The sequence below is a fragment of the Burkholderia sp. NLJ2 genome (genome assembly GCF_049487195.1).
Lineage (GTDB): Bacteria > Pseudomonadota > Gammaproteobacteria > Burkholderiales > Burkholderiaceae > Burkholderia > Burkholderia pyrrocinia.
Window position 1 is genome coordinate 1,085,817 of sequence record NZ_CP137808.1, and the last position, 21,252, is coordinate 1,107,068.

Consider the following 21,252-nt stretch of genomic DNA (forward strand, 5'->3'; position numbering starts at 1 on the left):
CGTTCTTGCGCGGCGCGTCTGCTCGTGTCCGGCGGCGTCCGATCACGTTTTCAGGAATTCACTCATGTCGTCTACCTTCGCCGCGCGGTCGTCGCGCGGCCGGCTCGCGCTCGCGTGCGCGGCCGCTTTCGCGTGGCCAGCCGCCCATGCGGCCTCGCCGGATGATGCACGCATCGATCCGGCCCACAGTGGTGTCGATCGTTCCGCCGGTGCCGCCGCGCCGGCCTCCGCTGTCGCCGTCACGTCGGCCACCCCGGCCGGCGATACGCTGACCGCCGTCAGCGTGACCGCGCAGCGGCAACCCGTCGATCCGGATACACCGGCCGTCGTCGAGTCGATCACGCGCGAGCGAATCGACTCGCACACCAACGTCACCACCGAGGACGCGCTGAAGTACGCACCGAACCTGGTGGTCCGCAAGCGCTATATCGGCGACCGCAACAGCGTGTTCGCGGGCCGCGACTTCAACGAGCTGCAGAGCGCGCGCGGGCTCGTCTACGCCGACGGCGTGCTGCTGTCGAACCTGCTCGGTTCGAGCTATGCGTACCCGCCGCGCTGGTCGCTGATTCCACCCGACGACATCGCGCGCGTCGACGTGCTCTATGGCCCCTTTTCCGCGCTGTATCCGGGCAATTCGATCGGCTCGACCGTGCTGCTCACGACGCGCCGCCCGGAAAAACTCGAGGCGTCGTTGTCGACGCAGGTCTTTACGCAGCGCTACCACGACGGCTACGGGTTCGCGGACAGCTTCGGCGGCAATCACCAGACCGCGCGGATCGCGAACCGCGTTGGCCGGTTCTGGTTCGCGCTGTCGCTCGACCGGCTGGAGAACAACGGACAGCCGATGCAGTATGCAAGCCCCAATACGGCCTACAACCCGAAGCTGGGCGCCGCCGTGCCGGTGACGGGCGCCGCGACCGACATCGGGCCCAACGGCAAGCCGCGGACGATCGTCGGCGCGCAGACGATCGAGCGAACCGAACAACTCAACGAGACGGTCCGGATGGGTTACGCGTTCACCGACCATGTCGACGCGACCCTCACGCTCGGGCATTGGGAGAACCACTACCGGCAGCACGGCGAAACCTTCCTGCGTAATGCGGCTGGCAATCTGGTCTACGGCGGCAACGTGTCGATCGGCGGCCGGAACATGACCGTCGCGCCGAATGCGTTTGCGCCGCAGCGCGGCGACCAGGAGAACTGGCTGTATGCGCTCGGCCTGAATGGCCGGCTCGATTCCGGCTGGCGGCTGTCGGGCGTCGTGTCCGCGTACGACGTGTCGCGCGACGTGCTGCGCGCGGCGTCGACCGTGCAGGGCGGTGCGGGCACGCTGTTCCAGGGCGATGGCACGGGCTGGCGCACGCTCGACCTGAAGGCCGAGGCGCCCGAAGTGAAGGGCCATACGTTCACGTTCGGCTACCACTACGACAATTACTTCCTGCGCAACGTCACGTACAACACGGCCGACTGGCTGGCCGGGCCGACCACGTCGCTGTCGAGCGTCTATCGCGGCGACACGCGCACGCAGGCGCTGTTCGGGCAGGACGCGTGGCGCTTCGCGCCGGGCTGGCTCGCGACGCTGGGGCTGCGCTACGAGCGCTGGGACGCGTACGGCGGCGCGCTCGGCAACCCAAGCGGTACGTTCGGCTATGCGGACCGCAGCGCGAATGCGCTGTCGCCGAAAGTCGCGCTGCAATGGGACGCGACGGACGTCTGGCGCTTCCGTCTGTCGTTCGCGACCGGCACGCGTTTCCCGACGGTCGGCGAGCTGTTCCAGGGCACGATCTCGAACAACGCGATCGTCAACAACAACCCGAACCTGCGGCCTGAAAAGGCGATCGACTGGGACTTCACCGCCGAGCGCGACGTGGGCGTCGGCGTCGTGCGCGCCAGCGTGTTCCAGAGCGACCTGCGCGATTCGATCTACAGCCAGACGACGGTGTCGGGCGCGTCGACCGTCACCAACGTCTCGAACGTCGACCGCGTGCGCGTGCGCGGCGTCGAACTCGCGTTCCGTGGCGAAAACGTCGGGCTGAAGGGGCTCGCGATCGATGCGAACGTGTCGGCAAGCAACGCGCAGATCCTCGCCGATGCCGCGAATCCTGCCTACGTCGGCTCGCGCTTCCCGCGCATTCCGCGCATGCGCGCGAACCTGCTCGCGTCGTATCGCTTCGACGAGCACTGGCTCGCGAGCGTCGGCGTGCGCTATTCGGGCCGCCAGTTCAACACGCTCGACAACAGCGACGTGAATCCGGACGTCTACGGCGGCACGAGTTCGTTCACGGTCGTCGACCTGAAGGCGCGCTACCGCCTCGACCGTCACTGGACCGCATCGGTCGGCATCGACAACCTGATGGATCGTCGCTACTACGTGTTCCACCCGTATCCGGGCCGCACCTTCTATGGAGAACTCAAATGGTCGCTGTGAAATCGTTCGCGGCCGGCTGCGCGCTGCGGTTGGCGGCGCTGTCGCCTGCCGGTGCACACGATGCGCGCGACGTGCCGAAGGCCGCCGATCCGCACGCCGCGCACATGAGCATGCCGGCCGCGCCCGCGCAGATGAACCTGCCGCCGCCGGTCGCGCAATATGCGAACGCGGAACCGACGCCCGAGCGTCTGCGCGCGGTGCTCGATGCGGGATGGAGGGGGGAATGCCGCGCACCGTGTGGATCGGGTGCGATGGTGTACGCGAGGCGCGCAGCGGATTGCTGACGGCTGACGTGCTCGACGGCTGGTTGCAGCGCGCGAAGCGTTGATCGGGCCGGTGGCGCGCGGCGAACGGGCCGCGCGCCGGCCTGATGCGAAAACGCGCCCGAAGGCGCGTGGAGAGATGCGTCAGGCCGCTCGCTTGAATAGCCGGATCACGAACAGCAGGATCACTGCGCCGACGACCGCGACGATCACCGAGCCGATGAAGCCGCTGCCGATGCTGATGCCGAGCAGCCCGGCGAGCCAGCCGCCGATCACCGCACCGACGATCCCGACGATGATGTCGACGATCAGCCCGAAGCCGCCGCCCTTGACGAGCAGGCCGGCAAGCCAGCCGGCGATCGCGCCGATGATGAGCCACATAATCAAGCCATGAGTCATGGTGGTCCTCTCCTTGTGTTGAGTCGAAATGACCGGACATCGGCTGTCGTGCCGCAAGCTGGGTGCAGGCGGCATTGCGACCCGCCGCGCCGCCCACGCAATGTAACGCGATAGGCGGGTCAGAATCGTTAAGTAATGTTATGCACCCTCAAGCGGATTTTCCAGGGAATTTGTCTGCCTACGGCGCGACCCGTGCGCGGACGATGCATGGCGAAATGAATCTGTAAGAAAGGATCGCCGATGAATTCCGTCGGTGACGAACGTTACCGTTCGTGCGTCGATGCCGACTTGCTCGCATCGGGTAGTCCGTCGCCTGCGTCGGCGATCAGCCGTGCGACGGTCGCGGTATCGCCGATCGCCTCGATCGACAGCAGTGCGAAACGGGCGAGAAAGAGCGACGCGTCGGTTTCGCCGATACGGGTCATCGCGCGGCACAGGTCGGTGTAGAGCATGTCGCGTTCGGCGTCGGTCATCATGCGGTCTCCTGAGGATCGGTTGATGCGCGCGGATGGAGCGCGCGTTCGAGCGCGGCGGCCACATCGTCGGCGCGAGCGTCGTGCCAGCGGCCGAGTACGTGCCCGTCCGGACGCACGAGATAGACGGTGCCGTCACGCGCGCCGTACATGTCGAACAGCCGGCCGTCGTCGTCATGGCCGCCGCAGGCCGGTTGCCGCGGCGCCGCATGCCGTGCGAGCGTGACGAGTGCGAACGGTATCCGCGCATCCTGCAGGCGTCGTTCGAGATCGGCCAGCGACGGATCGGGCACGCCATCGATCGTGAAGCAGAACGCGGTGAAGCGCGGCGCGACGAGATCGGTCAGGTGGCCGCGCCGAGTGTCGCCGCCGTGCGTCGCGTGCAGCATCAGCGGGCATTCCGAGAGCGCCATGCCGGGCGCCGGGCCGGCCGCAAACGTGTCGTGTTCGGCCGCGTTGAGCGGCGACGCCGCATACGCGATTGCCGATGTCTGGCGCGGGTTGATCAGCGAACGCAGCGCCGGATGCCGGACCGCGAGCGTCAACACGGCCTTGCGCATCAGCTCGAATGCAAACGACGGCGGCGCCATGAACTCGGTGCTCTTCGTGCCGTAGCGCAGGTTCTCGTGCGTCGCGAACACGCGCTCGTCCGAATAGCTGTCGAGCAGCGTGTCCGACGCAAGGCCGCGGATCACGTACGCGAGTTTCCACGCGATATTGTCGGCATCGTCGATGCCCGAATTCGCGCCGCGCACGCCGAAGATCGGCACGAGATGCGCGGCGTCGCCGCAGAACAGCACGCGGCCGTGCCGGTAGCGTTCGAGCGTCAGCGCGTTCGCCTTGTAGATCGTGATCCAGATCGGCGACCACGGGCCGTGTTCGCCCATCATGTCGAGCAGGTTCTGCACGCGCGGGATCACGTTCCCGGGCTTCACGGCCGCTTCGGCGTCCTCGTCGTCGCGCAACTGGTAGTCGATCCGCCACACGTTGTCGGGCTGCTTGTGGACGAGGACCGTCGAACCCGGGTTCGACGACGGATCGAAATACGCGAGCCGTTCGGTCGGCCGGTCGCTGTCGAGCATGATGTCGACGATCACGTAGCGGCCCTCGTAGCTCGTGCCCTGGAGCGACAGGCCGAGCGCATCGCGCATCGTGCTGCGTCCGCCGTCGCAAGCGACGACCCAGTCGGCGTCGAGCGCGTAGCCGCCGAGCGGGGTGTCGACGTCCAGGCGCACGCCGTCCGGCTGCCGCGTCACACTGATGACCTTCGTCTGCCAGCGGATTTCGATGAGCTCGGGGCGGCGCAGCGCGGCGTCGAGCAGGAACTGTTCGATGTGGTACTGCGCGAGATTCACCATCGGCGGCAGCTTCTGGTTCTCGTCCTGCGGCATCGTGAAATGCAGCACTTCGTCGCGACGGTAGACGCTGCGTCCGCCGGTCCACGGCAGCCCCGTGCGCAGGAAGTCGTCGAGCGCGCCGAGCCGTTCGACGATCTCGAGGCTGCGCCGCGAGATACAGATTGCGCGGCTGCCGTGGCAGACCGAGTCGTCGGCCTCGATCAGCACGCTGCGGATGCCGTGGTTCGCGAGGCCGAGCGCGACGGCGAGGCCGACGGGGCCGCCGCCGACGATCGCGACGCGACGCCGGCGCGTATCGACGCCGTCGACGCAGTCCGGCAGACGCGCGGGATGGCGCTCGGCGACGAACGGGTAGGGCTTGAATTCGATGTCCATCGTTGGCTTCCAGGGTGGTCTGGTTCGACTCTTGCACATCGACGATGCGATGCGGGCAACAAGTCGCGGCAGTATGGAAGCGGGCCGGGCCGCCGTTGTCCCCATTCCGGGTACAGCGACTGGATGCAGGCGGGATCGCGACAGGCTCAGCGCGAGTCGGGACGGCTCAAGGTCGCAGGCACATCGCAAACAGTTCGCGCTGGCCCGAAATGCCGAGGCGCCGGTACGCGCGCTTTTGGTACGTGACGACACTCGATGCCTTCACGCCGATCGTCTCGCCGATCGCGTGCGCGGTCTGGCCTTCGAGCACGCCGCGCAGCACGTCGAGTTCGCGCTTGGACAACGCCGGGCACGCACTGCGCAGCCGTGCGAGCATCATCTGCGGGATGCCGACCTGCATCGCGCCGGCGAGCGCGTAGTGATGCTTCGCGGCCTGCGCGATCAGCGGCGCGAGTGCTTCGATCGCCGCGATCTCGCGCGGCTGGAACGCGCCGCTGCGATGTGCGCGGTACAGGTTGATCGACAGCCAGCTCGCATCGTTCGGCTGCATCAGCAGCGCCAGCCGGTCGGACACATCGGGGCCGCGGTAGCAGGCCGCGCGATACGCTTCGTGACCGATCTCGTCGCCGGCCTGCAGGTGCAGCAGCAGGTCGTGGCGGCGTGCGCCGCGATGGGCGGTCGATACGATCTGCTGGTTGCCGTCGAGTGCGTAGAAATGTCGTGCGTAGGTGTCGGCGAGGTCACGCAGGTAGCGGCCGCCGCGATGATCGGCGACCGACATCGTGCGCGGGCGGTTGCCGAATTCGTACGCGAAGATCGTGCACTGCGTGATGGACAGCGCGTCGTCGAACAGCTTCAGGACTTCGGCAGCGAATGTGTTCGGCTCGTTGCCGCCGATCGCGGCGACGAGGCGCGTCGCGCGGGACACGTCCAGTTGCCCGGTGAGGTTCGGTCGCTCGAGACGCCAGGTGCGCATGATGCGGGGAGAGGGCGGAGTGGTCCGGCGATTGTAATCGGCAGTGCGCGACACGTGAGTCGGGAGATGCCCGCAAGCGGGGGTGGTGCGCGGAAGGGTGGGCGCACGATTTCGGCGCCGGAAAAGAGAAAAGGTCTGACAAGCGATGCTTGTCAGACCTTTATGTCTTGGTGCCGGAGATAGGAGTCGAACCTACGACCTTCGCATTACGAATGCGCTGCTCTACCAACTGAGCTACACCGGCAGCAGAGAAATGAAATTATATGGTCAAATCCGAGATCTTGGCAATAGGTTTTGCGAATTTTTTTCAGCTTGCTACCGCTGCTGCTTCGCGAAACCATCGATCCGGCGGACTTCCCGCTTTCACTTCACTGCGATGCAGCCGGTCAGGGCCACAATCGCGAGGCGCGATTGTACTTGCGTCGCGCACCTCCGTCCAGTGCTGCAGTGCAAATTATTCGGCTTCGTCGTGATAGCCGGTGACGCGCTCGACTTCGTTCTTCGAACCGAGGAACACGGGCACGCGCTGGTGCAGGCCCGTCGGCTGCACTTCCATGATGCGCTGTGTGCCGGTCGTCGCGGCGCCGCCCGCCTGCTCGACGATGAACGACATCGGGTTCGCTTCGTACATCAGGCGCAGCTTGCCCGGACGATCGGGCGTGCGCTTGTCGGCCGGGTACATGAAGATGCCGCCGCGGTTCAGGATCCGGTGCACGTCGGCGACCATCGATGCGATCCAGCGCATGTTGAAGTTGTCGCCGCGCGGGCCGTCCTTGCCGGCGTTCAGCTCGTCGACATAGCGCTTGACCGGGTCGTACCAGTGGCGCGCGTTCGATGCGTTGATCGCGTATTCGCGCGTGTCGGCCGGGATCTGCATGTTGCTCTGCGTGAGCACCCACGAGCCGACTTCGCGGTCGAGCGTGAAGCAGTTCACGCCGTTGCCGGTCGTCAGCACGAACACCGTCTGCGGGCCGTAGACGGCGTAGCCGGCCGCGACCTGCTCGGTGCCGGGCTGCAGGAACGATTCCTCGGTCGCCTGCTTGCCGTCCGGGCAGCGCAGCACCGAGAAGATCGTGCCGATCGACACGTTCACGTCGATGTTCGACGAGCCGTCGAGCGGGTCGAACACGAGCAGGTATTCGCCGCGCGGGTAGTTCGCGGGGATCGGGAAGAACGTTTCCATTTCTTCCGACGCCATCGCGGCGAGGTTGCCGCCCCATTCGTTCGCGTCGAGCAGGATCTCGTTCGACAGGATGTCGAGCTTCTTCTGCACTTCGCCCTGGACGTTCTCGCTGCCGGCGGTACCGAGCGCTTCGCCGAGCGCGCCCTTCGACACGTTGTAGCTGATCGCCTTGCACGCGCGGGCGACGACTTCGATCAGCAGGCGCAGGTCGGCGGGGAGGTTGTTGGTCTCACGTTGCTGTTCGATCAGGAACTTCGACAGCGTGGTGCGGCGGGCAATGGACATGACAGACTCCGAAAGGCCAAAGAATCCTTGAATGGCCGCAATTTTACCCGCCGCGCCTCGCGTGCCGCCGGCTTTTTTCGTCCGGTTACAAGGCCGGGCGGCCTGACCGGCCCGGTTTCCGGCGCCGGCGACGGGCGCGGTGCGCATCGCAGCGGCGGCAAACTGCGCGGTCAGACCCCGCGATTCCGCCAGGTTCCAACCGCACTCGCGCAATAAAAAAGCCGGCGCCGCGTCAGGCGGCACCGGCCTTATCGTGCGGGCGCGATGCGCTCGCTTGCGTCAGGCGAGCGCTTTCTCGACGATCTCGCGCACATCGCGCGATTTCGCGCCGGCGGCGACCTGTTCGAGCGCGTCGCGCATCCGGTCGCGCAGTGCGGGCGTGAAGCGGCGCCACAGTTCGAGCGAGCGCGCGAGGCGTGCCGCGACCTGCGGGTTGATCGCGTCGAGCGCGAGCACCTGTTCGGCCCAGAACGCGTAGCCCGAGCCGTCCGCCGCATGGAATTGCGCGGGGTTGGCCGCGCAGAAGCTGAAGATCAGCGAGCGCGCGCGGTTCGGATTCTTCAGGTTGAACGCGGGGTGCGCGAGCAGCTTGCGAACCTTCGCGAGCGTCGGCTGCGCGGGCGTGCCGCGTTGCGCCGCCTGCATCGCGAACCACTTGTCGATCACGAGCGCTTCCTTCTCGAAGCGACGGTAGAAGTCGTCGAGCGCATGCTCGGCCGGCTCGTTCGCGCCCGCGGCCGCGGCGGACAGCAGCGCGCCGAGCGCAGCCGCGCGATCGGTCATGTTGTTCGCCGCGTCGTACTGCGCGGTTGCAAGGCGCACCGCTTCGGACGGGTCGTCGAGTTCGGCCAGATACGCGAGCGCGAGGTTCTTCAGCGCGCGGCGGCCGGAGGCCTCCGGCGTCGGCTCGTATGCGCCGGGCGTCTGGTGCTGCTCGTACGCTGCGAGCCAGTCGGCACGCAGCGCGGTCGCGAGCCGGCGGCGCACGAACAGGCGCGCGCGATGCACGGCGGCCGGATCGGCTTCGGCCATCTGGTCGGCGAGATAGGTTTCCGACGGCAGCGTCAGCGCGAGTTCGCGGAACGCCGGCGACAGGTTCGCGTCGGACAGCACGCGGCGGAACGCGGCGACGAAGTTCTCGCCGAGCGTGAGCGGTTCGTTCGCGGCGGCACGTGCGGCGAGCGTCAGTAGCGCGCGCGTCGCGAGGCGCTGGCCGGCCTCCCAGCGGTTGAACGGATCGCTGTCGTGCGCGAGCAGGAACGCGAGATCGTCGTCGCTGTAGTCGTACTCGACAATCACCGGCGACGAGAAGTTGCGCAGCAGCGACGGCAGCGGTGCTTCGGGCACATCGGCGAACGTGAAGGTCTGCTCGGTATCGGTAAAATCGAGCACGCGCGTCGTGCCCGCTGCGGCGGCTTCGCCGTCGAGGCGCAGCGGCAGGTCGCGGCCGTCGCGGCCGATCAGGCCGATCGCGAACGGAATCAGCAGCGGCCCCTGCTGCGTTTCGCGCGCGGCCGGCGATGCGTCGCCGTAGCCCTGCGAGAGCGTGACCGTATAGCGGCGCGCGGCCGCGTCGTACGCGGTCTTCACCGTCACGCGCGGCGTGCCGGCCTGGCTGTACCAGCGCTCGAACTGCGCGAGGTCGCGGCCGTTCGCGTCGGCCATCGCGTGACGGAAGTCGTCGCAGGTCACCGCATGGCCGTCGTGACGCTTGAAGTACAGGTCCATCCCCTTGCGGAAGCCGTCGCGGCCGAACAGCGTCTGGTACATCCGCACGACTTCCGAGCCTTTCTCGTAGACGGTCATCGTGTAGAAGTTGTTGATCTCGACGTAGCTTTCCGGGCGCACCGGGTGTGCCATCGGGCCCGCGTCCTCGGCGAACTGCAGCTGGCGCAGCACACGCACGTCCTCGATGCGCTTGACCGCGCGGGCTGCCGATTCGACGTCGTCGCCCGCGGCCATGTCGGCCGAGAATTCCTGGTCGCGGAACACCGTCAGGCCTTCCTTCAGGCTCAACTGGAACCAGTCGCGGCAGGTCACGCGGTTGCCGGTCCAGTTGTGGAAGTATTCGTGGCCGACCACCGATTCGATGTTCGCGAAGTCGGTGTCGGTCGCGGTCTCGGGGTTCGCCAGCACGTACTTCGTGTTGAAGATGTTGAGCCCCTTGTTTTCCATCGCACCCATGTTGAAGTCGCCCACCGCGACGATCATGAAGCGGTCGAGATCGAGTTCGAGGCCGAAGCGCTTTTCGTCCCAGCGGATCGAGTGGATCAGCGAATCCATCGCGTGACGCGTCTTGTCGAGATCGGCCGGCTCGACCCATACCTGCAGCAGTTTTTCCTTGCCCGAGCCGGTCGTGATCTTTTCCTCGATCGCGACGAGCTTGCCCGCGACGAGCGCGAACAGGTAGCTCGGCTTGCGGAACGGGTCTTCCCATTTCGCGAAGTGGCGGCCGTCGGGCAGGTCGCCCGAATCGACGAGGTTGCCGTTCGACAGCAGCACCGGGTACGCGGCCTTGTCGGCGCGCAGCGTGACCGTGAACGACGCCATCACGTCGGGGCGGTCGAGGAAGTAGGTGATGCGGCGAAAGCCCTCGGCTTCGCACTGCGTGAAGAAGTTGCCGCTCGACACGTACAGGCCCGACAGCGTCGTATTCTGGTCGGGCGCGCACGCGCTTTCGAGCGTCAGCTCGAATGCGTCGGGGACGTTCTCGACCGTCAGCCCGTGTTCGTGCGCGCGCACGGCGCCGTGCGGCGCGCCATCCAGCCATGCGCCGAGGAATTCGAGCGCTTCGCCCATCAGCTCCAGGTGCGGCGCGGGCGCGGCGTCCGGATTGCGGCGCACGCGCATCGTATTCCTGACGATCGTGCGGGCCGGCGCGAGATCGAATTCGAGCGCGACGGAATCGATGAGGAAGGCCGGCGGCGTGTAGTCGGCGCGGCGGATCACGGTGGAGGAGGCGTTGTCGGACATGGTCGTCGAGATCGGTGGAGTGGGGGACGGGCCCGCCGCACGGGCCGGGCGAACCGGGCCATTGTACAAAGGCTTGCGGCTGCGTGCCGGGCGAACTTTTTACCGCTTTCGGCAGTCCGCGTATTATCGGCATCCCGTCCGGTTCGCGCGGTGCGACGAACGGGTGACGGATCGACGAGGATCAACATGAAACGCGATTGGATTTTTCGCGGTGCGGGCTGGGCGGCGGCGCTGTGCGTGGCGTTGCTGACGGGCTGCACCAGCTATGTGACGACCCAGGTCACGGCCTTCTCCGACTGGAGCGGCAGTGACGCGACACGCACTTATGCGTTCACGCGCACCGATGCACAGAAGAACAGCATCGAGCAGTCGACCTACGAGCCGATCGTCGCGAACGAGCTGTCCGCGTATGCGTTCCGGCAGGTGCCGCAGGCGCAGGCGCGGTATCTGGTCGGACTGACCTATGCGGTCGGCAGCGATCTCGTGACGGTGCCGCAACCCGTCTATTACGATCCCTGGTTCGTCGGGCCGGGGCCGTACTGGCGGCGCGGGCCGTGGGGCCCGTGGGGGCCCTGGGGGCCGATGCCGGCCGGCTATGTCGCGCAGACGTACCAGGTGTTCGACTACACGCTCGGCATCCGCATCACCGAGCGCGCGACGGGCAAGGAGGTCTACAACGTGTCCGCGCGCACGACCGGCGACAACGGCACGCTGTTGTACGCGATGTCGTTCCTCGCGCGCAGCGCGCTCGCCGATTTCCCGCTGTCGAACGGCGCGGTCCGCTCGGTCCGGCTGCCGGTCGACAAGCGCGGCGGGCCGGCGGCGCCGGCCGCCAACGAGCGCGCGGTGCCGGCTGCGCCGGCTTCGGGCGCGGCGGTCGCGAAGTAACGCGGCGCCAGCAACGGCGCGGCCGCCCGGCCGCGCCGGCCACCTCCGTCCGTCAGACCCCGATGCCCAGCAGCGCCAGCGCGCCGAGCACGACGAACAGCACGGCCGCGATGCCGTGCACGAGCTTCGTCGGCAGGCGGTGCGCGAAGCGGTCGCCGAGCAGGATCGCGGGCACGTTCGCGAGCATCATCCCGAACGTCGTGCCGGCCACGACACCGATGTAGTCCTGGAAGCGCGCGGCAAGCGCGACGGTCGCGATCTGCGTCTTGTCGCCCATTTCCGCGAGGAAGAATGCGACGAGGGTCGCACCGAACACGCCGAGCCGCGAACGGTTGGCATTGGCTTCGTCGGCATCGAGCTTGTCCGGCACGAGGATCCACAACCCCATTGCGATGAACGAGAACGCGAGCGCCCAGCGCATGATCGACGGCGTGACGAGCGCGCCGAGCCATTCGCCGAGCGCGCCTGCGAAACCGTGGTTCACGAGCGTCGCGACGAGCACGCCGAGGATGATCGGCACCGGCTTGCGATAGCGCGCGGCCAGCACGAGGGAAAGCAGTTGGGTCTTGTCGCCGATTTCAGCGAGGGCGACGGCGCCGGTGGAAATCAGGAAGGCTTGGGACACGTATGGGGTTCCACGGGCCGATGTTGTGCGTGCGAGCGACGATCCACGGCGCGCCGGGCCCTGATGCGGCGCACTGTGAACCATCGGTCTCGCCAGGCCTAGGTGGCTGCGTCCGCCATGGCCGTACGGCCAAGTCTGTTGACGGACGCCTCCGTCACGATGCGCGCCGGGGGCGCGGGACATCGAGCGGAGCGGCTACTCCCCAATGAGCGGCGAATTCTAGCACGACGGGTCGCGCGCGGGAAAGCGGCCGGGCAGGGCAACGAGGGCGTCGGGGCGCGATCGGCGCGTGGCGCCTTCAGCTACCCGGCATGCGCGGCGGCGGATGCGCCGCACATGCGGGGCAGGGTGCCCGGCGGGCCGTTACGCGGCGGCCGGACGGCGGGCCGCGCCGCGTTCGTGGGCGAGCTTGCCGGCCGCATAGGTGCGGTACACGGCGCGGTCGTCGCCGAGCAGCGCGAACGCGAACAGCAATTCCTCGAGCGAATCCGCGCGCTTCGTGCGGCGCGCGAGCAGCGGCGTCGCCTGCGGATCGAGCACGACGAAGTCGGCCTCGGTGCGCGGCGCGAGCGTGCCGACCGTGTCGGCGAGGTCGAGCGCCTGCGCGGCGCCGGCCGTCGCGAGCCAGAACATCCGTGTAGCGGTCAGGTGGTGGCCCGACAGCCGCGCGACCTTGTGCGCCTCGTTCATCGTCTGCAGCATCGAGAACGACGTGCCGCCGCCGACGTCGGTGGCGAGCGTGACGGGCACGTCGTATTCGCCGGCCTTGTCGAAATCGAACAGCCCGCTGCCGAGGAAGAAGTTCGACGTCGGGCAGTGCGCGACCACGGTGCGCGTCTCGGCCATCCTGCGGCGGTCCTCGTCGTCGAGGTGGATGCAGTGGCCGTACACCGCGCGCGGACGCAGCAGCCCGTAGCGGTCGTAGATGTCGAGATAGCTGCGATGGCCGGGGAACAGCTCGGCCACCCATTTCACCTCGTCGACGTTTTCCGCGACGTGGCTCTGCACGAACACGTCCGGATGGCGGCGCGCGAGTTCGCCGCACGCTTCGAGCTGCGCCTCGGTCGACGTCGGCGCGAAGCGCGGCGTCAGCGCGTACATCTGGCGGCCCTTGCCGTGCCAGCGGTCGATCAGCTCGGCGCTGTCGTCATAACCGGATTGCGCGGTGTCGCGCAGGAATTCGGGGCAGTTGCGGTCCATCAGCACCTTGCCCGCGATCATCCGCAGGTCGCGCGCGTCGCTCGCCGCGAACAGCGCGTCGGCCGACTGCTTGTGCACCGTGCAGTAGACGAGCGCGCTCGTCGTGCCGCAGGCGAGCAGTTCGTCGACGAAGAAATCGGCGACTTCGCGCGCATGCTCGGGATCGCCGAACTGGCGCTCGGTCGGGAACGTGTACTTGTCGAGCCACGGCAGCAGGCCCGGCGCCGGCGACGCGATCATGTCTGTCTGCGGATAGTGGATGTGCGTGTCGATGAAGCCGGGCACGATCAGCTTGTCGCGCAGGTCGTGGACGATCGCATCGCGCGCGAGCGTCGCGGCGAGCTGCGCATACGGGCCGGCCGCGACGACCTTGCCGTCGTCGACGATCAGGAGGCCGTCGGTCTCGTAGTTCGCGGCCTGGCTCGATTGCGCCGGGTCGCCGTTGAAGGTCAGCAGTTGGGAACGAAAAGCGGTTTGCGTCATGACGAATGGTCCTGCATCAAGGTAAGGCGAACAGAAGAAAGCGATCGACGCCGCGCGGGCGACGGCATGGATGGCACCGCCCGCGCGGGGGCGGGACGGCGCTTCGCGAGTAGTCGCGACACACTGCGTGCGGCGCGGCCGGATGCGATTGCGCGGGCGAGCGTGGCGGCCGGGGCCGCCATCGCGTGATTGCCGGTGGCGTTGGCGATCGCGGCCGCTGCGGCGGCGCACGGGACGGCAAGCCGCGACCGCACGCGCCGGCGGGCGGCAACGGACAGCGCCGCCACCACGCGGGCGACGAACGCGTTGAACGCGTTCGCGCCGGGCGCATGCATGCGTTCGACTCGGCTCAAGGCCGGGCCGGGAGTCGCGAAGCGGATGCCGTTGCCGTGTTTCATCTGTCTAGCGCACCTCGATGCCGGCCGTCATGCGGCCTGCCAGTACGCGTCGAGGCGCGCGAACAGTGCGTCGCGCTGCGCCGGTTCGACGAACGACGCCTCGAAGCCGTTGCGGATCACCGCCTTGACTTCGGCATCCGTGAGCTGCAGCCCCGCGACCGTCGCGAAGTAGTTTTCATTGACGTAGCCGCCGAAATAGGCGGGATCGTCGGAGTTGATCGTTACCGCGACGCCGCGGTCGAGCAGCGCCTTCAGCGTGTGCTTCGCCATGTCGTCGAACACGCACAGTTTCAGGTTCGACAGCGGGCAGACGGTGAGCGCCGTGCGCGTGCGCGCGAGGCGTTCGACGAGCGCCGCGTCCTCGATGCTGCGCACGCCGTGGTCGATCCGGTCGACCTTCAGCACGTCGAGCGCTTCGTAGATGTAGGCCGGCGGGCCTTCCTCGCCCGCGTGCGCGACGAGCTTCAGCCCGAGCGCGCGCGCCTTTTCGAACACGCGCGCGAACTTCGTCGGCGGGTGGCCGAGCTCGGACGAGTCGAGGCCCACGCCGATCAGGCGATGGCGATAGCGTTCGAACAGCGGCAACGCGGATTCGAACGTCGTGAGCGCGTCCTCTTCGGACAGGTGGCGCAGGAAGCACAGAATCAGCTTGCTCGACAGCCCGCGCTGCTCGGCATCGGCGAGTGCGCGCTCGATGCCCGCGACGACCGTCTCGATCGGCACGCCGCGTTCGGTGTGCGTCTGCGGGTCGAAGAACAGTTCGGTGTGAACGACGTTGTCGGCGAGCGCGCGCTCGCAATACGCGGCCGTCATGTCGTAGAAATCCTGCTCGGTCAGCAGCACGCTCGCGCCTGCGTAATAGATGTCGAGGAACGACTGCAGGTCGGTGAACGCGTACGCGGCGCGCAGCGCGTCGATCGAGTCGTACGCGAGCTTCACGCCGTTGCGCTGCGCGAGCGCGAAAATCAGTTCGGGCTCGAGCGAGCCTTCGATATGGATGTGCAGCTCCGCTTTCGGCGCGCGGGCAATCTTGTCCTTGAATGTCGGGGTCATGGCGTCGTTCTTGGTCGGTCAGTAGGTAGGGGAAGCCTGCGCGTTCGCCTCGACGGCCTGCAGCAACTGCGCGGCCACCGAGATCGCGATCACTTCGGGCGCCTTGTCGATGATGCCTTCGACACCGATCGGGCAGCGCATCCGCGCGACCTGGGCCGGGTCGATGCCGATGGCCGCGAGGCGATGATCGAACTGCACGCGTTTGGCGTGCGAGCCGGTCATCCCGAAGTACGCATAGTCGCCGCGTCGCAGGATGCGCTCGGCCAGCACGAAATCGAGTGCGTGGTCGTGCGTCATCACGACGAAGTAGGACTGCGGCGGCGCCGCGTCGACGGCGTCCGCCGGGGCGGCGGCTGCCTCGATCGCGAGATTGCCGATGCCGGCGAGCACGTCGGCCGGCGGGAACACCGCATCGGGCCCGTCGATCCAGCGCACCTGGCACGGCAGCGTCGCCAGCACCTTCACGAGCGCGGTGCCGATGTGCCCGGCGCCGAACAGCATGACGGGGAACGCATACGGCGCGATCGTTTCGGTCATCAGCGACACGCCGCCGGTTTCCCACAGCAGGCAGTCGGCCCGCGCGGCTTCCGATTCGGGCTCGCTCAACAGCGGCGCGCCCGGCGAGGGGCCGAATGATACGCTACGCACGGTCGCGGCGCCGGCCGCGACGCGCTTCGATAGCGACATGATCCAGCCGAGATCGCCGACGTCGAGCCGCTCGAACGCGAGCACGACCGCGCCGCCGCAGCACTGGCCGAGGCTCGGGCCGAGCGCGAGCCGCTCGAGCCTGCGCGCGTGGGGCACGTGCGCGCCATCCTTCAGCAGATGCCGTGCGATCTCGATCGCCTTCCATTCCAGATGACCGCCGCCGATCGTATGGCGGGCCGTGTCGCGCGTGACGAGCATCTTGGTGCCGGCTTCGCGCGGCGCGGAGCCGTCGGTGTGCGCGACCGTCACGAGCACGGCTGCTTCGCCGTGCGCGAGCAGTTGCTGCAGATCGCCGAGCCAGGCTTCCATCAGCACGCTCCGTTCGGGACGACGCGGCACGACACGCGGCGCGGGCTGGCGGGCGCGGCGGCAACGAGGACGGACGGGAGCGGGGCAGGCCGGCCGCACGGCCGATGCAGTGCGGCGGCGCGCGGACGACGCGCGCGAACGGCGCCGCCGGACTCGCGGACGCCATGAGGGTGACGGATGCGGATGGTTTGCGTTGTCATGATGAATCCAGTCGACATTGCGGATCGGGCGCGCGTTACGCAGGGGGGAGACCGCCTGGCCTCGCGCACGTAGATCGCCATCCAGTCACGAAGATAGCACCGCAATGCGACGGGAACATCGCCGGACGGTGATCCGGGCTATCAGGAGGCGATCATGTCGATCATAGGCCCGCCGCGCGGTATCGGGGCGCGGATGCGTGCACATCGGGCCGAAACGCAGGCGTGACGGGGTGTGGGCGCGGCAGTCGCGCGACGCGCGTTCGCCCGGAAATCGGGGCGGCGGCGGGGTAGGGGTTTACGTGTGGCCGGCCAGGTGCGGCCGGCAGAAGTGTCGGTTGGAGCCGGGTGATGGCGAACCGGCGGCGCGCGGCCCGGTCGATCGGGTCGCGCGCGCCGGGGGCCGTCGATGCGGCCGGCCGGTCAGCCTGCGAGCTTGCGGCGATGGCGCCAGAGGCTCGCGACGACCGCAATCAGGATCGCGGCGAAGCCGATCAGCGCCCAGCCGGGCAGCAGGATGCCGAAGATCGGCGGGTAGACGGTCTCGCACAGCCCGGCGACCTTGAACATGCCCGGGAACCATTGCGCGGGCGGCAGGCTGTCGACGATCGGCTGCAGCGTGTCGAAGCCGCAGCTGAAGCCCGGATTCATCTGGATCGACAGGTGCCGCGCGGCCGTGCCGACGCCGCCGGCCGCGGCGATCGCGATCAGCAGTTCGAGCACCCAGATGCCGCGCCAGTTGCGTATCCCGGCGGCCAGGAACGCGAAGATCCCGATCGCGGCAAAGAAGTAGCGCTGGATGATGCACAGCGGGCACGGATCTTCGTTCTTCACGTACTGCAGGTACAGCGCACCGGCCAGCAGGGCGATGCACACCCATCCGAGCAGCATCAGCAGGCGGCGTTCGCGGCGTAGCGCAAGCGTGTAGTCGTTCATGTCGGCGGGGTTCCTCGTGGGTCGGTCCGGAAAACAATCGCGCGATTTTAGCGCGAACGGTCTGGCACGAAACTGACAGCGCACGTGCGGCGCCCTGCCGCACCGCGCGCATCGCCCGCCGTCGATCGATTGGCGCGGTCAGCGGATCGGGTTCAGCACGGCCTCGACCGCCTGGCCGATCGCGAGCAACGCGTCGTCGCGATGCGGTGCCGCCGCGAGCATCAGGCCGACCGGCGCCGCGTCGCGCGGATGGCACGGCAGCGACAGCGCGCACGCGTCGAGGAAGTTGAACGCGCTCGGGTTGCGCAGGATCAGCGCATTGGTGCGCGTGAACGCGGCGTCGTCCGCTTCGAGATCCGCGATGCGCGGCGGCACGACCGGCACCGTCGGCGCGACGAGCGCATCGAAGCGCGACCAGACGGTGTGCGCGGCTTCGTCGAGCATCGCGGCGCGCGCGGCGAGCAGGTCGAGATAGTCGGCCGCGCTCGCGGGCTCGCCCTTCAGGATCCGCGTGAGCACGCGCGGGTCGTACCGGTCGCGGTGCTGCGCGAGCAGCGGGCGATGCCACGCGTACGCCTCGATCGGCGAGAAGCCGAAGCGGTTGATGTCCGGCAGCCGGTCGAGTGCCGAAAAGCGCACTTCGGTGACGATCGCACCGGCGGCTTCGAGATGCTTGAGCGCGGTGTCGAGCGCGGCCGCGACGTCGGCATCGACGCCGTCCGTCACATAGTTCGTCAGCACGCCGAGCCGCACGCCTTCGAGCGGCCGTGCGGCCGGCACGTGCGGTTCGAGGCCCGCGAGCATCCGGTCGACGAGCGCGCAGCAGGCGACCGTCAGGCCGATCGGACCGAACGAGTCGAGCGTCGTCGACAGCGGCACGCCGCCTTGCGTCGGAATCCGGCTCGCGGTCGGCTTGAAGCCCGTCAGCCCGCACAGGGCGGCTGGAATGCGGATCGAGCCGCCCGTATCGGTGCCGAGCGCGACGGCGGCCATCCCGTCGGCGACGGACGCGGCCGCGCCCGACGACGAGCCGCCGGAAATCCGGGCATCGCCCGGCACGTCGCGGTGGTACGGCGAGCGCGGGTTGCCGAAGTGCGGATTCAGCCCGAGCCCGGAGAACGCGAATTCGCTCATGTTCGTGCGGCCGACCAGCACGGCGCCCGCGCGCTTGAGCCGCGCGACGGCGACCGCATCGGTGCGTGCGGGCGGCGCGCCGTCGAGCACGCGCGAACCGGCGCGCGTCACCTGGCCCGCGACGTCGAACAGGTCCTTCACCGACACGGGAATGCCCGCGAGCGGCGACAGCACGGTGCCCGCGGCGCGCAGCCGGTCGTGCGCGTCGGCGGCCGCGCGCGCGTTGTCGGCATCGACTTCGGTGAAGACGACGGCGCCCTGGCCCGACGGATCGGCGATACGGTCGAGCGCGGCGTCGACGAGCGCACGGCTCGTGGTCCGGCCGGCGGCGAGGTCGGCGGCGAGCTGGGCGAGCGGGGGGAAGGGCGTGAACGTGGTCATGGGCGGCTCAGGGGCGAAGATGTTGAAGAAGCGTGGAGCGAAACGAATCGATATGGCGTTCGACGGCCGCGCGCGCGCCGGCGGCGTCGCGCGCGGACAGTCGTTCGAACAGTTCGCGATGCTCGTGCTGGACGTCGGCGAGATGGTGGGGCTCGGACAGCGTGACGAACCAGAAGCGCAGCGAGCGCTCGTGCAGGGCGCGCAGGATCTCGGCGAGGACCGCATTGCGCGCGGCCGCGGCGATCGCCTGATGAAACGCACGGTCGAGTTCCATCATGCCTTCGACGTCGTGCGTATCGACGCAGGCCTGTCCGTCGTCGAGCAGCGCGGCCATGCGTGCGAGATCGTCGGGCGCCGCATGGCGCGCGGCGAGTTCGGCGCAGTGCGCTTCGTTGATGCGCCGCACGTCGATCACCGCGACGATGTCGTCGAGCGATAGCGGCTGCACCATCAACCCCTTGCGCGGCATCACGGACAGCAGCCCTTCGAGCACGAGCCGATGCACGGCCTGATGCACCGGCGTGCGGCCGATCCTCGTGCGCGCGACGAGGTCGGCCTCGTTGAGCGCGGCGCCCGGTTTCAGGCGCATCGTGATGATGTCGCGCTGGATCAGCGCGTAGGCGCGGTCGGCGAGACTGACCGCCGACGCGGCGGGCCGGTCGAGGGTGACATCGGTGAGTGCATTCATGCCGGTTGCGGCGCGGCGGACGGACGGGGCGCGATCATGAGGGTGCGGGCGATCGGGAAGCGTGGACGATGCGTGGATATTATTGTGATATATCACTGATGTCCAGTACACACGGTGAGGTGGCGGCGTTGCCGTCACGTGATCGGGGACGCTCCCCGGCGCGGTTTGCCATCGACTTGCAACAATATCGACAGGATGTTGCAGGTTTGCCGCTCGATCGTGCACTGAAGCATAATGATTCCTCGTTTATCCATACGCGTGAGCGACGTACCAGACCATCGTCATGAGCGAAAACACGCCTTCCCCGGCCGGTCTGCCCGGCACCTCTTCCGCTTCTTCCGATTCTCCCCGTCCCGATCCGGCGAAAACGCCCGACGTGCCGGCACCGCAGGCCGCCGCGCAAAACGTCGCCGTGGACGGCGCGTCGCCGGTCACGGCCGCATCCGAGCCGGGTGCGCCGGGCGCCGCCGCGCCGCCGAAGCCCGGCTCGCCGCCGCCCGGGTTCGGCGCGCCGCCCGATTTCGATACGCCGCGGCCGCCGCCCGCGAGCGCGCAGAATGCGCCGCCGGCCTACCTGAAGCAGAGCGATACGCCGTGGTCGGTGTTCGGCCGGATCATTGCGGCGCGTGCGCGCCGGATGTTCGACCGCGCGGGCCAGCGCATCACGCAGCGCACGTTGCGCATCGGCGTGTCGGCGCGGATCTTCCATCCGGAACCGGGCGCGAAGGGGCTGCGGGGCAAGACGCTGCAGTATCTCGAGGAATCGATCGCGCACTGGGTGATGTCGCGCGACGTGCTCGTGTTCATGATTCCGACCGTCGGCCACCAGGGCATGATTCACCCGAGCAATATCCGCCTGCGCGACTACGCGAAGCATCTCGACGGCCTGCTGCTGCAAGGTGGCGCCGACGTGTCGCCGCAAACCTATGCGGCGTCGGACGCCCGCCCCGAATGGCCGGGCGATCGCGTGCGCGACATGTACGAACTCGAGCTGCTGCACGAGTTCGTCGAATCCGGCAAGCCCGTGCTCGGCGTCTGTCGCGGCTGCCAGTTGATCAACGTCGCGTTCGGCGGCTCGCTGTACCAGGACATCGCCACCGATGTGCCGACCGCGAATGCGCACGTGAGCGAGCATTACGACCAGCATCGTCACGCCATCCGCTTCCCCGATTCGTCGACGCTCGCGAGCATGTTCCCCGGGCGCAGCGAAGCGATCGTCAACTCGATCCACCACCAGGCGATCCGCGATCTCGGCCGCGATCTGAACATCGAGGCCGTGTCGGCCGGCGACGGGATCATCGAGGGCATCCGCCACCGGCGTTCGCCGTTCGTCGTCGGCGTGCAATGGCACCCCGAGTTCCATCGTGCGGGCGGCTCGGAGCTGCTCGACTGCACGCCGCTGCTCGATGCGTTCCTGCGCGCGGCGCGCGAAACCCGCCTGTAGCAAGCCACATTCTTCGTATCGCACGAGGGCCGGCCGCATCCCGATAAATTCGAGATGGGGCCGTTTTGTTTTGAACGATAATCGCGAGTTCCGAT

17 protein-coding genes, 1 tRNA gene, 2 pseudogenes and 1 riboswitch are annotated in these 21,252 nt (G+C 68.2%); of the genes and pseudogenes, 5 read left to right on the forward strand and 15 right to left on the reverse strand.

From position 1 onward, the window contains the following. Positions 1–64 precede the first annotated feature (64 nt). The 3 genes and pseudogenes from R9B84_RS05015 to R9B84_RS05025 form a co-directional block, all read left to right on the forward strand. A complete protein-coding gene (locus R9B84_RS05015; RefSeq protein ID WP_423759433.1) occupies positions 65–2,428 on the forward strand; it encodes a TonB-dependent receptor in 2,364 nt (787 codons plus the stop codon). Further along, positions 2,416–2,571, forward strand: a pseudogene (locus R9B84_RS05020) (exo-alpha-sialidase); the annotation flags it as partial. The gene R9B84_RS05015 and the pseudogene R9B84_RS05020, both read left to right, overlap by 13 nt. Further along, positions 2,548–2,756 (forward strand): annotated as a pseudogene (locus R9B84_RS05025) (TlpA family protein disulfide reductase); the annotation flags it as partial. The pseudogenes R9B84_RS05020 and R9B84_RS05025, both read left to right, overlap by 24 nt. Before the next feature lie 79 nt (positions 2,757–2,835). Here the strand turns inward: R9B84_RS05025 and R9B84_RS05030 are convergent. From R9B84_RS05030 to pepN, 7 genes are all read right to left on the reverse strand, one after another. Next, entirely contained in the window at positions 2,836–3,090 is a 255-nt protein-coding gene (locus R9B84_RS05030) for a GlsB/YeaQ/YmgE family stress response membrane protein (protein WP_027788093.1), read from the reverse strand. A gap of 263 nt (positions 3,091–3,353) precedes the next feature. Then, positions 3,354–3,566, reverse strand: a complete 213-nt coding sequence (locus tag R9B84_RS05035; RefSeq protein WP_423759434.1) for a hypothetical protein — start codon at positions 3,564–3,566, stop codon at positions 3,354–3,356. Beyond that, positions 3,563–5,296 (reverse strand): FAD-dependent oxidoreductase, encoded by a 1,734-nt coding sequence (locus R9B84_RS05040; protein ID WP_423759435.1) that lies wholly within the window; start codon positions 5,294–5,296, stop codon positions 3,563–3,565. The genes R9B84_RS05035 and R9B84_RS05040 overlap by 4 nt, the downstream gene beginning before the upstream one ends. A gap of 166 nt (positions 5,297–5,462) precedes the next feature. Continuing rightward, positions 5,463–6,272, reverse strand: coding sequence for a helix-turn-helix transcriptional regulator (locus R9B84_RS05045; protein WP_423759436.1), 810 nt, complete (start codon positions 6,270–6,272; stop codon positions 5,463–5,465). Between the two features lie 168 nt (positions 6,273–6,440). After that, positions 6,441–6,516 (reverse strand) — tRNA-Thr (locus R9B84_RS05050). A 210-nt stretch (positions 6,517–6,726) separates the two neighbouring features. Further along, on the reverse strand, positions 6,727–7,740 hold the full coding sequence (locus R9B84_RS05055; protein ID WP_034182997.1) for a class 1 fructose-bisphosphatase: 1,014 nt from the start codon (positions 7,738–7,740) through the stop codon (positions 6,727–6,729). A 279-nt stretch (positions 7,741–8,019) separates the two neighbouring features. Next, entirely contained in the window at positions 8,020–10,713 is a 2,694-nt protein-coding gene (gene pepN / locus R9B84_RS05060) for an aminopeptidase N (RefSeq protein ID WP_423759437.1), read from the reverse strand. 186 nt (positions 10,714–10,899) lie between these two features. Here pepN and R9B84_RS05065 point away from each other — a divergent pair, with 186 nt between their 5' ends. Then, positions 10,900–11,601 carry a DUF4136 domain-containing protein gene (locus R9B84_RS05065; RefSeq protein ID WP_423759438.1) on the forward strand — a complete coding sequence of 234 codons (702 nt, stop codon included), beginning with the start codon at positions 10,900–10,902 and terminating at the stop codon, positions 11,599–11,601. 52 nt (positions 11,602–11,653) lie between these two features. Here the strand turns inward: R9B84_RS05065 and R9B84_RS05070 are convergent, their stop codons facing one another. The 8 genes from R9B84_RS05070 to R9B84_RS05105 form a co-directional block, all read right to left on the reverse strand. After that, positions 11,654–12,226 carry a TMEM165/GDT1 family protein gene (locus R9B84_RS05070; protein ID WP_047900090.1) on the reverse strand — a complete coding sequence of 191 codons (573 nt, stop codon included), beginning with the start codon at positions 12,224–12,226 and terminating at the stop codon, positions 11,654–11,656. Positions 12,227–12,304: 78 nt separating this feature from the next. Further along, positions 12,305–12,442, reverse strand: a riboswitch (yybP-ykoY riboswitch). A gap of 147 nt (positions 12,443–12,589) precedes the next feature. Further along, on the reverse strand, positions 12,590–13,909 hold the full coding sequence (guaD, locus tag R9B84_RS05075; RefSeq protein WP_423759439.1) for a guanine deaminase: 1,320 nt from the start codon (positions 13,907–13,909) through the stop codon (positions 12,590–12,592). Further along, positions 13,906–14,307 (reverse strand): hypothetical protein, encoded by a 402-nt coding sequence (locus R9B84_RS05080; RefSeq protein ID WP_423759440.1) that lies wholly within the window; start codon positions 14,305–14,307, stop codon positions 13,906–13,908. The genes guaD and R9B84_RS05080 overlap by 4 nt, the downstream gene beginning before the upstream one ends. Before the next feature lie 27 nt (positions 14,308–14,334). Further along, positions 14,335–15,360: an adenosine deaminase gene (locus R9B84_RS05085; protein WP_423759441.1), complete on the reverse strand. Its 1,026-nt coding sequence runs from the start codon at positions 15,358–15,360 to the stop codon at positions 14,335–14,337. Positions 15,361–15,378: 18 nt separating this feature from the next. Beyond that, on the reverse strand, positions 15,379–16,377 hold the full coding sequence (gene xdhC / locus R9B84_RS05090; protein WP_423759442.1) for a xanthine dehydrogenase accessory protein XdhC: 999 nt from the start codon (positions 16,375–16,377) through the stop codon (positions 15,379–15,381). A 620-nt stretch (positions 16,378–16,997) separates the two neighbouring features. Then, positions 16,998–17,510 carry a disulfide bond formation protein B gene (locus R9B84_RS05095; protein WP_423759443.1) on the reverse strand — a complete coding sequence of 171 codons (513 nt, stop codon included), beginning with the start codon at positions 17,508–17,510 and terminating at the stop codon, positions 16,998–17,000. Positions 17,511–17,648: 138 nt separating this feature from the next. After that, positions 17,649–19,025 (reverse strand): amidase, encoded by a 1,377-nt coding sequence (locus R9B84_RS05100; protein ID WP_423759444.1) that lies wholly within the window; start codon positions 19,023–19,025, stop codon positions 17,649–17,651. Positions 19,026–19,032: 7 nt separating this feature from the next. Further along, on the reverse strand, positions 19,033–19,713 hold the full coding sequence (locus tag R9B84_RS05105) for a GntR family transcriptional regulator (protein ID WP_423759445.1): 681 nt from the start codon (positions 19,711–19,713) through the stop codon (positions 19,033–19,035). Positions 19,714–19,996: 283 nt separating this feature from the next. Here R9B84_RS05105 and R9B84_RS05110 point away from each other — a divergent pair, with 283 nt between their 5' ends. After that, entirely contained in the window at positions 19,997–21,157 is a 1,161-nt protein-coding gene (locus R9B84_RS05110) for a gamma-glutamyl-gamma-aminobutyrate hydrolase family protein (protein WP_423759446.1), read from the forward strand. The last annotated feature ends 95 nt before the right edge of the window (positions 21,158–21,252 follow it).

Coding starts and splice junctions, on each gene's coding strand:
- R9B84_RS05080 (WP_423759440.1), bottom strand. CDS start 14,307: ATGAAACACGGCAACGGCATCCGCTTCGCGACTCCCGGCCCGGCCTTG.
- R9B84_RS05100 (WP_423759444.1), bottom strand. CDS start 19,025: ATGACCACGTTCACGCCCTTCCCCCCGCTCGCCCAGCTCGCCGCCGAC.
- R9B84_RS05035 (WP_423759434.1), bottom strand. CDS start 3,566: ATGATGACCGACGCCGAACGCGACATGCTCTACACCGACCTGTGCCGC.
- pepN (WP_423759437.1), bottom strand. CDS start 10,713: ATGTCCGACAACGCCTCCTCCACCGTGATCCGCCGCGCCGACTACACG.
- R9B84_RS05110 (WP_423759446.1), top strand. CDS start 19,997: ATGAGCGAAAACACGCCTTCCCCGGCCGGTCTGCCCGGCACCTCTTCC.
- xdhC (WP_423759442.1), bottom strand. CDS start 16,377: ATGGAAGCCTGGCTCGGCGATCTGCAGCAACTGCTCGCGCACGGCGAA.
- R9B84_RS05105 (WP_423759445.1), bottom strand. CDS start 19,713: ATGAATGCACTCACCGATGTCACCCTCGACCGGCCCGCCGCGTCGGCG.
- R9B84_RS05055 (WP_034182997.1), bottom strand. CDS start 7,740: ATGTCCATTGCCCGCCGCACCACGCTGTCGAAGTTCCTGATCGAACAG.
- R9B84_RS05030 (WP_027788093.1), bottom strand. CDS start 3,090: ATGACTCATGGCTTGATTATGTGGCTCATCATCGGCGCGATCGCCGGC.
- R9B84_RS05040 (WP_423759435.1), bottom strand. CDS start 5,296: ATGGACATCGAATTCAAGCCCTACCCGTTCGTCGCCGAGCGCCATCCC.
- R9B84_RS05045 (WP_423759436.1), bottom strand. CDS start 6,272: ATGCGCACCTGGCGTCTCGAGCGACCGAACCTCACCGGGCAACTGGAC.
- guaD (WP_423759439.1), bottom strand. CDS start 13,909: ATGACGCAAACCGCTTTTCGTTCCCAACTGCTGACCTTCAACGGCGAC.
- R9B84_RS05015 (WP_423759433.1), top strand. CDS start 65: ATGTCGTCTACCTTCGCCGCGCGGTCGTCGCGCGGCCGGCTCGCGCTC.
- R9B84_RS05095 (WP_423759443.1), bottom strand. CDS start 17,510: ATGAACGACTACACGCTTGCGCTACGCCGCGAACGCCGCCTGCTGATG.
- R9B84_RS05085 (WP_423759441.1), bottom strand. CDS start 15,360: ATGACCCCGACATTCAAGGACAAGATTGCCCGCGCGCCGAAAGCGGAG.
- R9B84_RS05065 (WP_423759438.1), top strand. CDS start 10,900: ATGAAACGCGATTGGATTTTTCGCGGTGCGGGCTGGGCGGCGGCGCTG.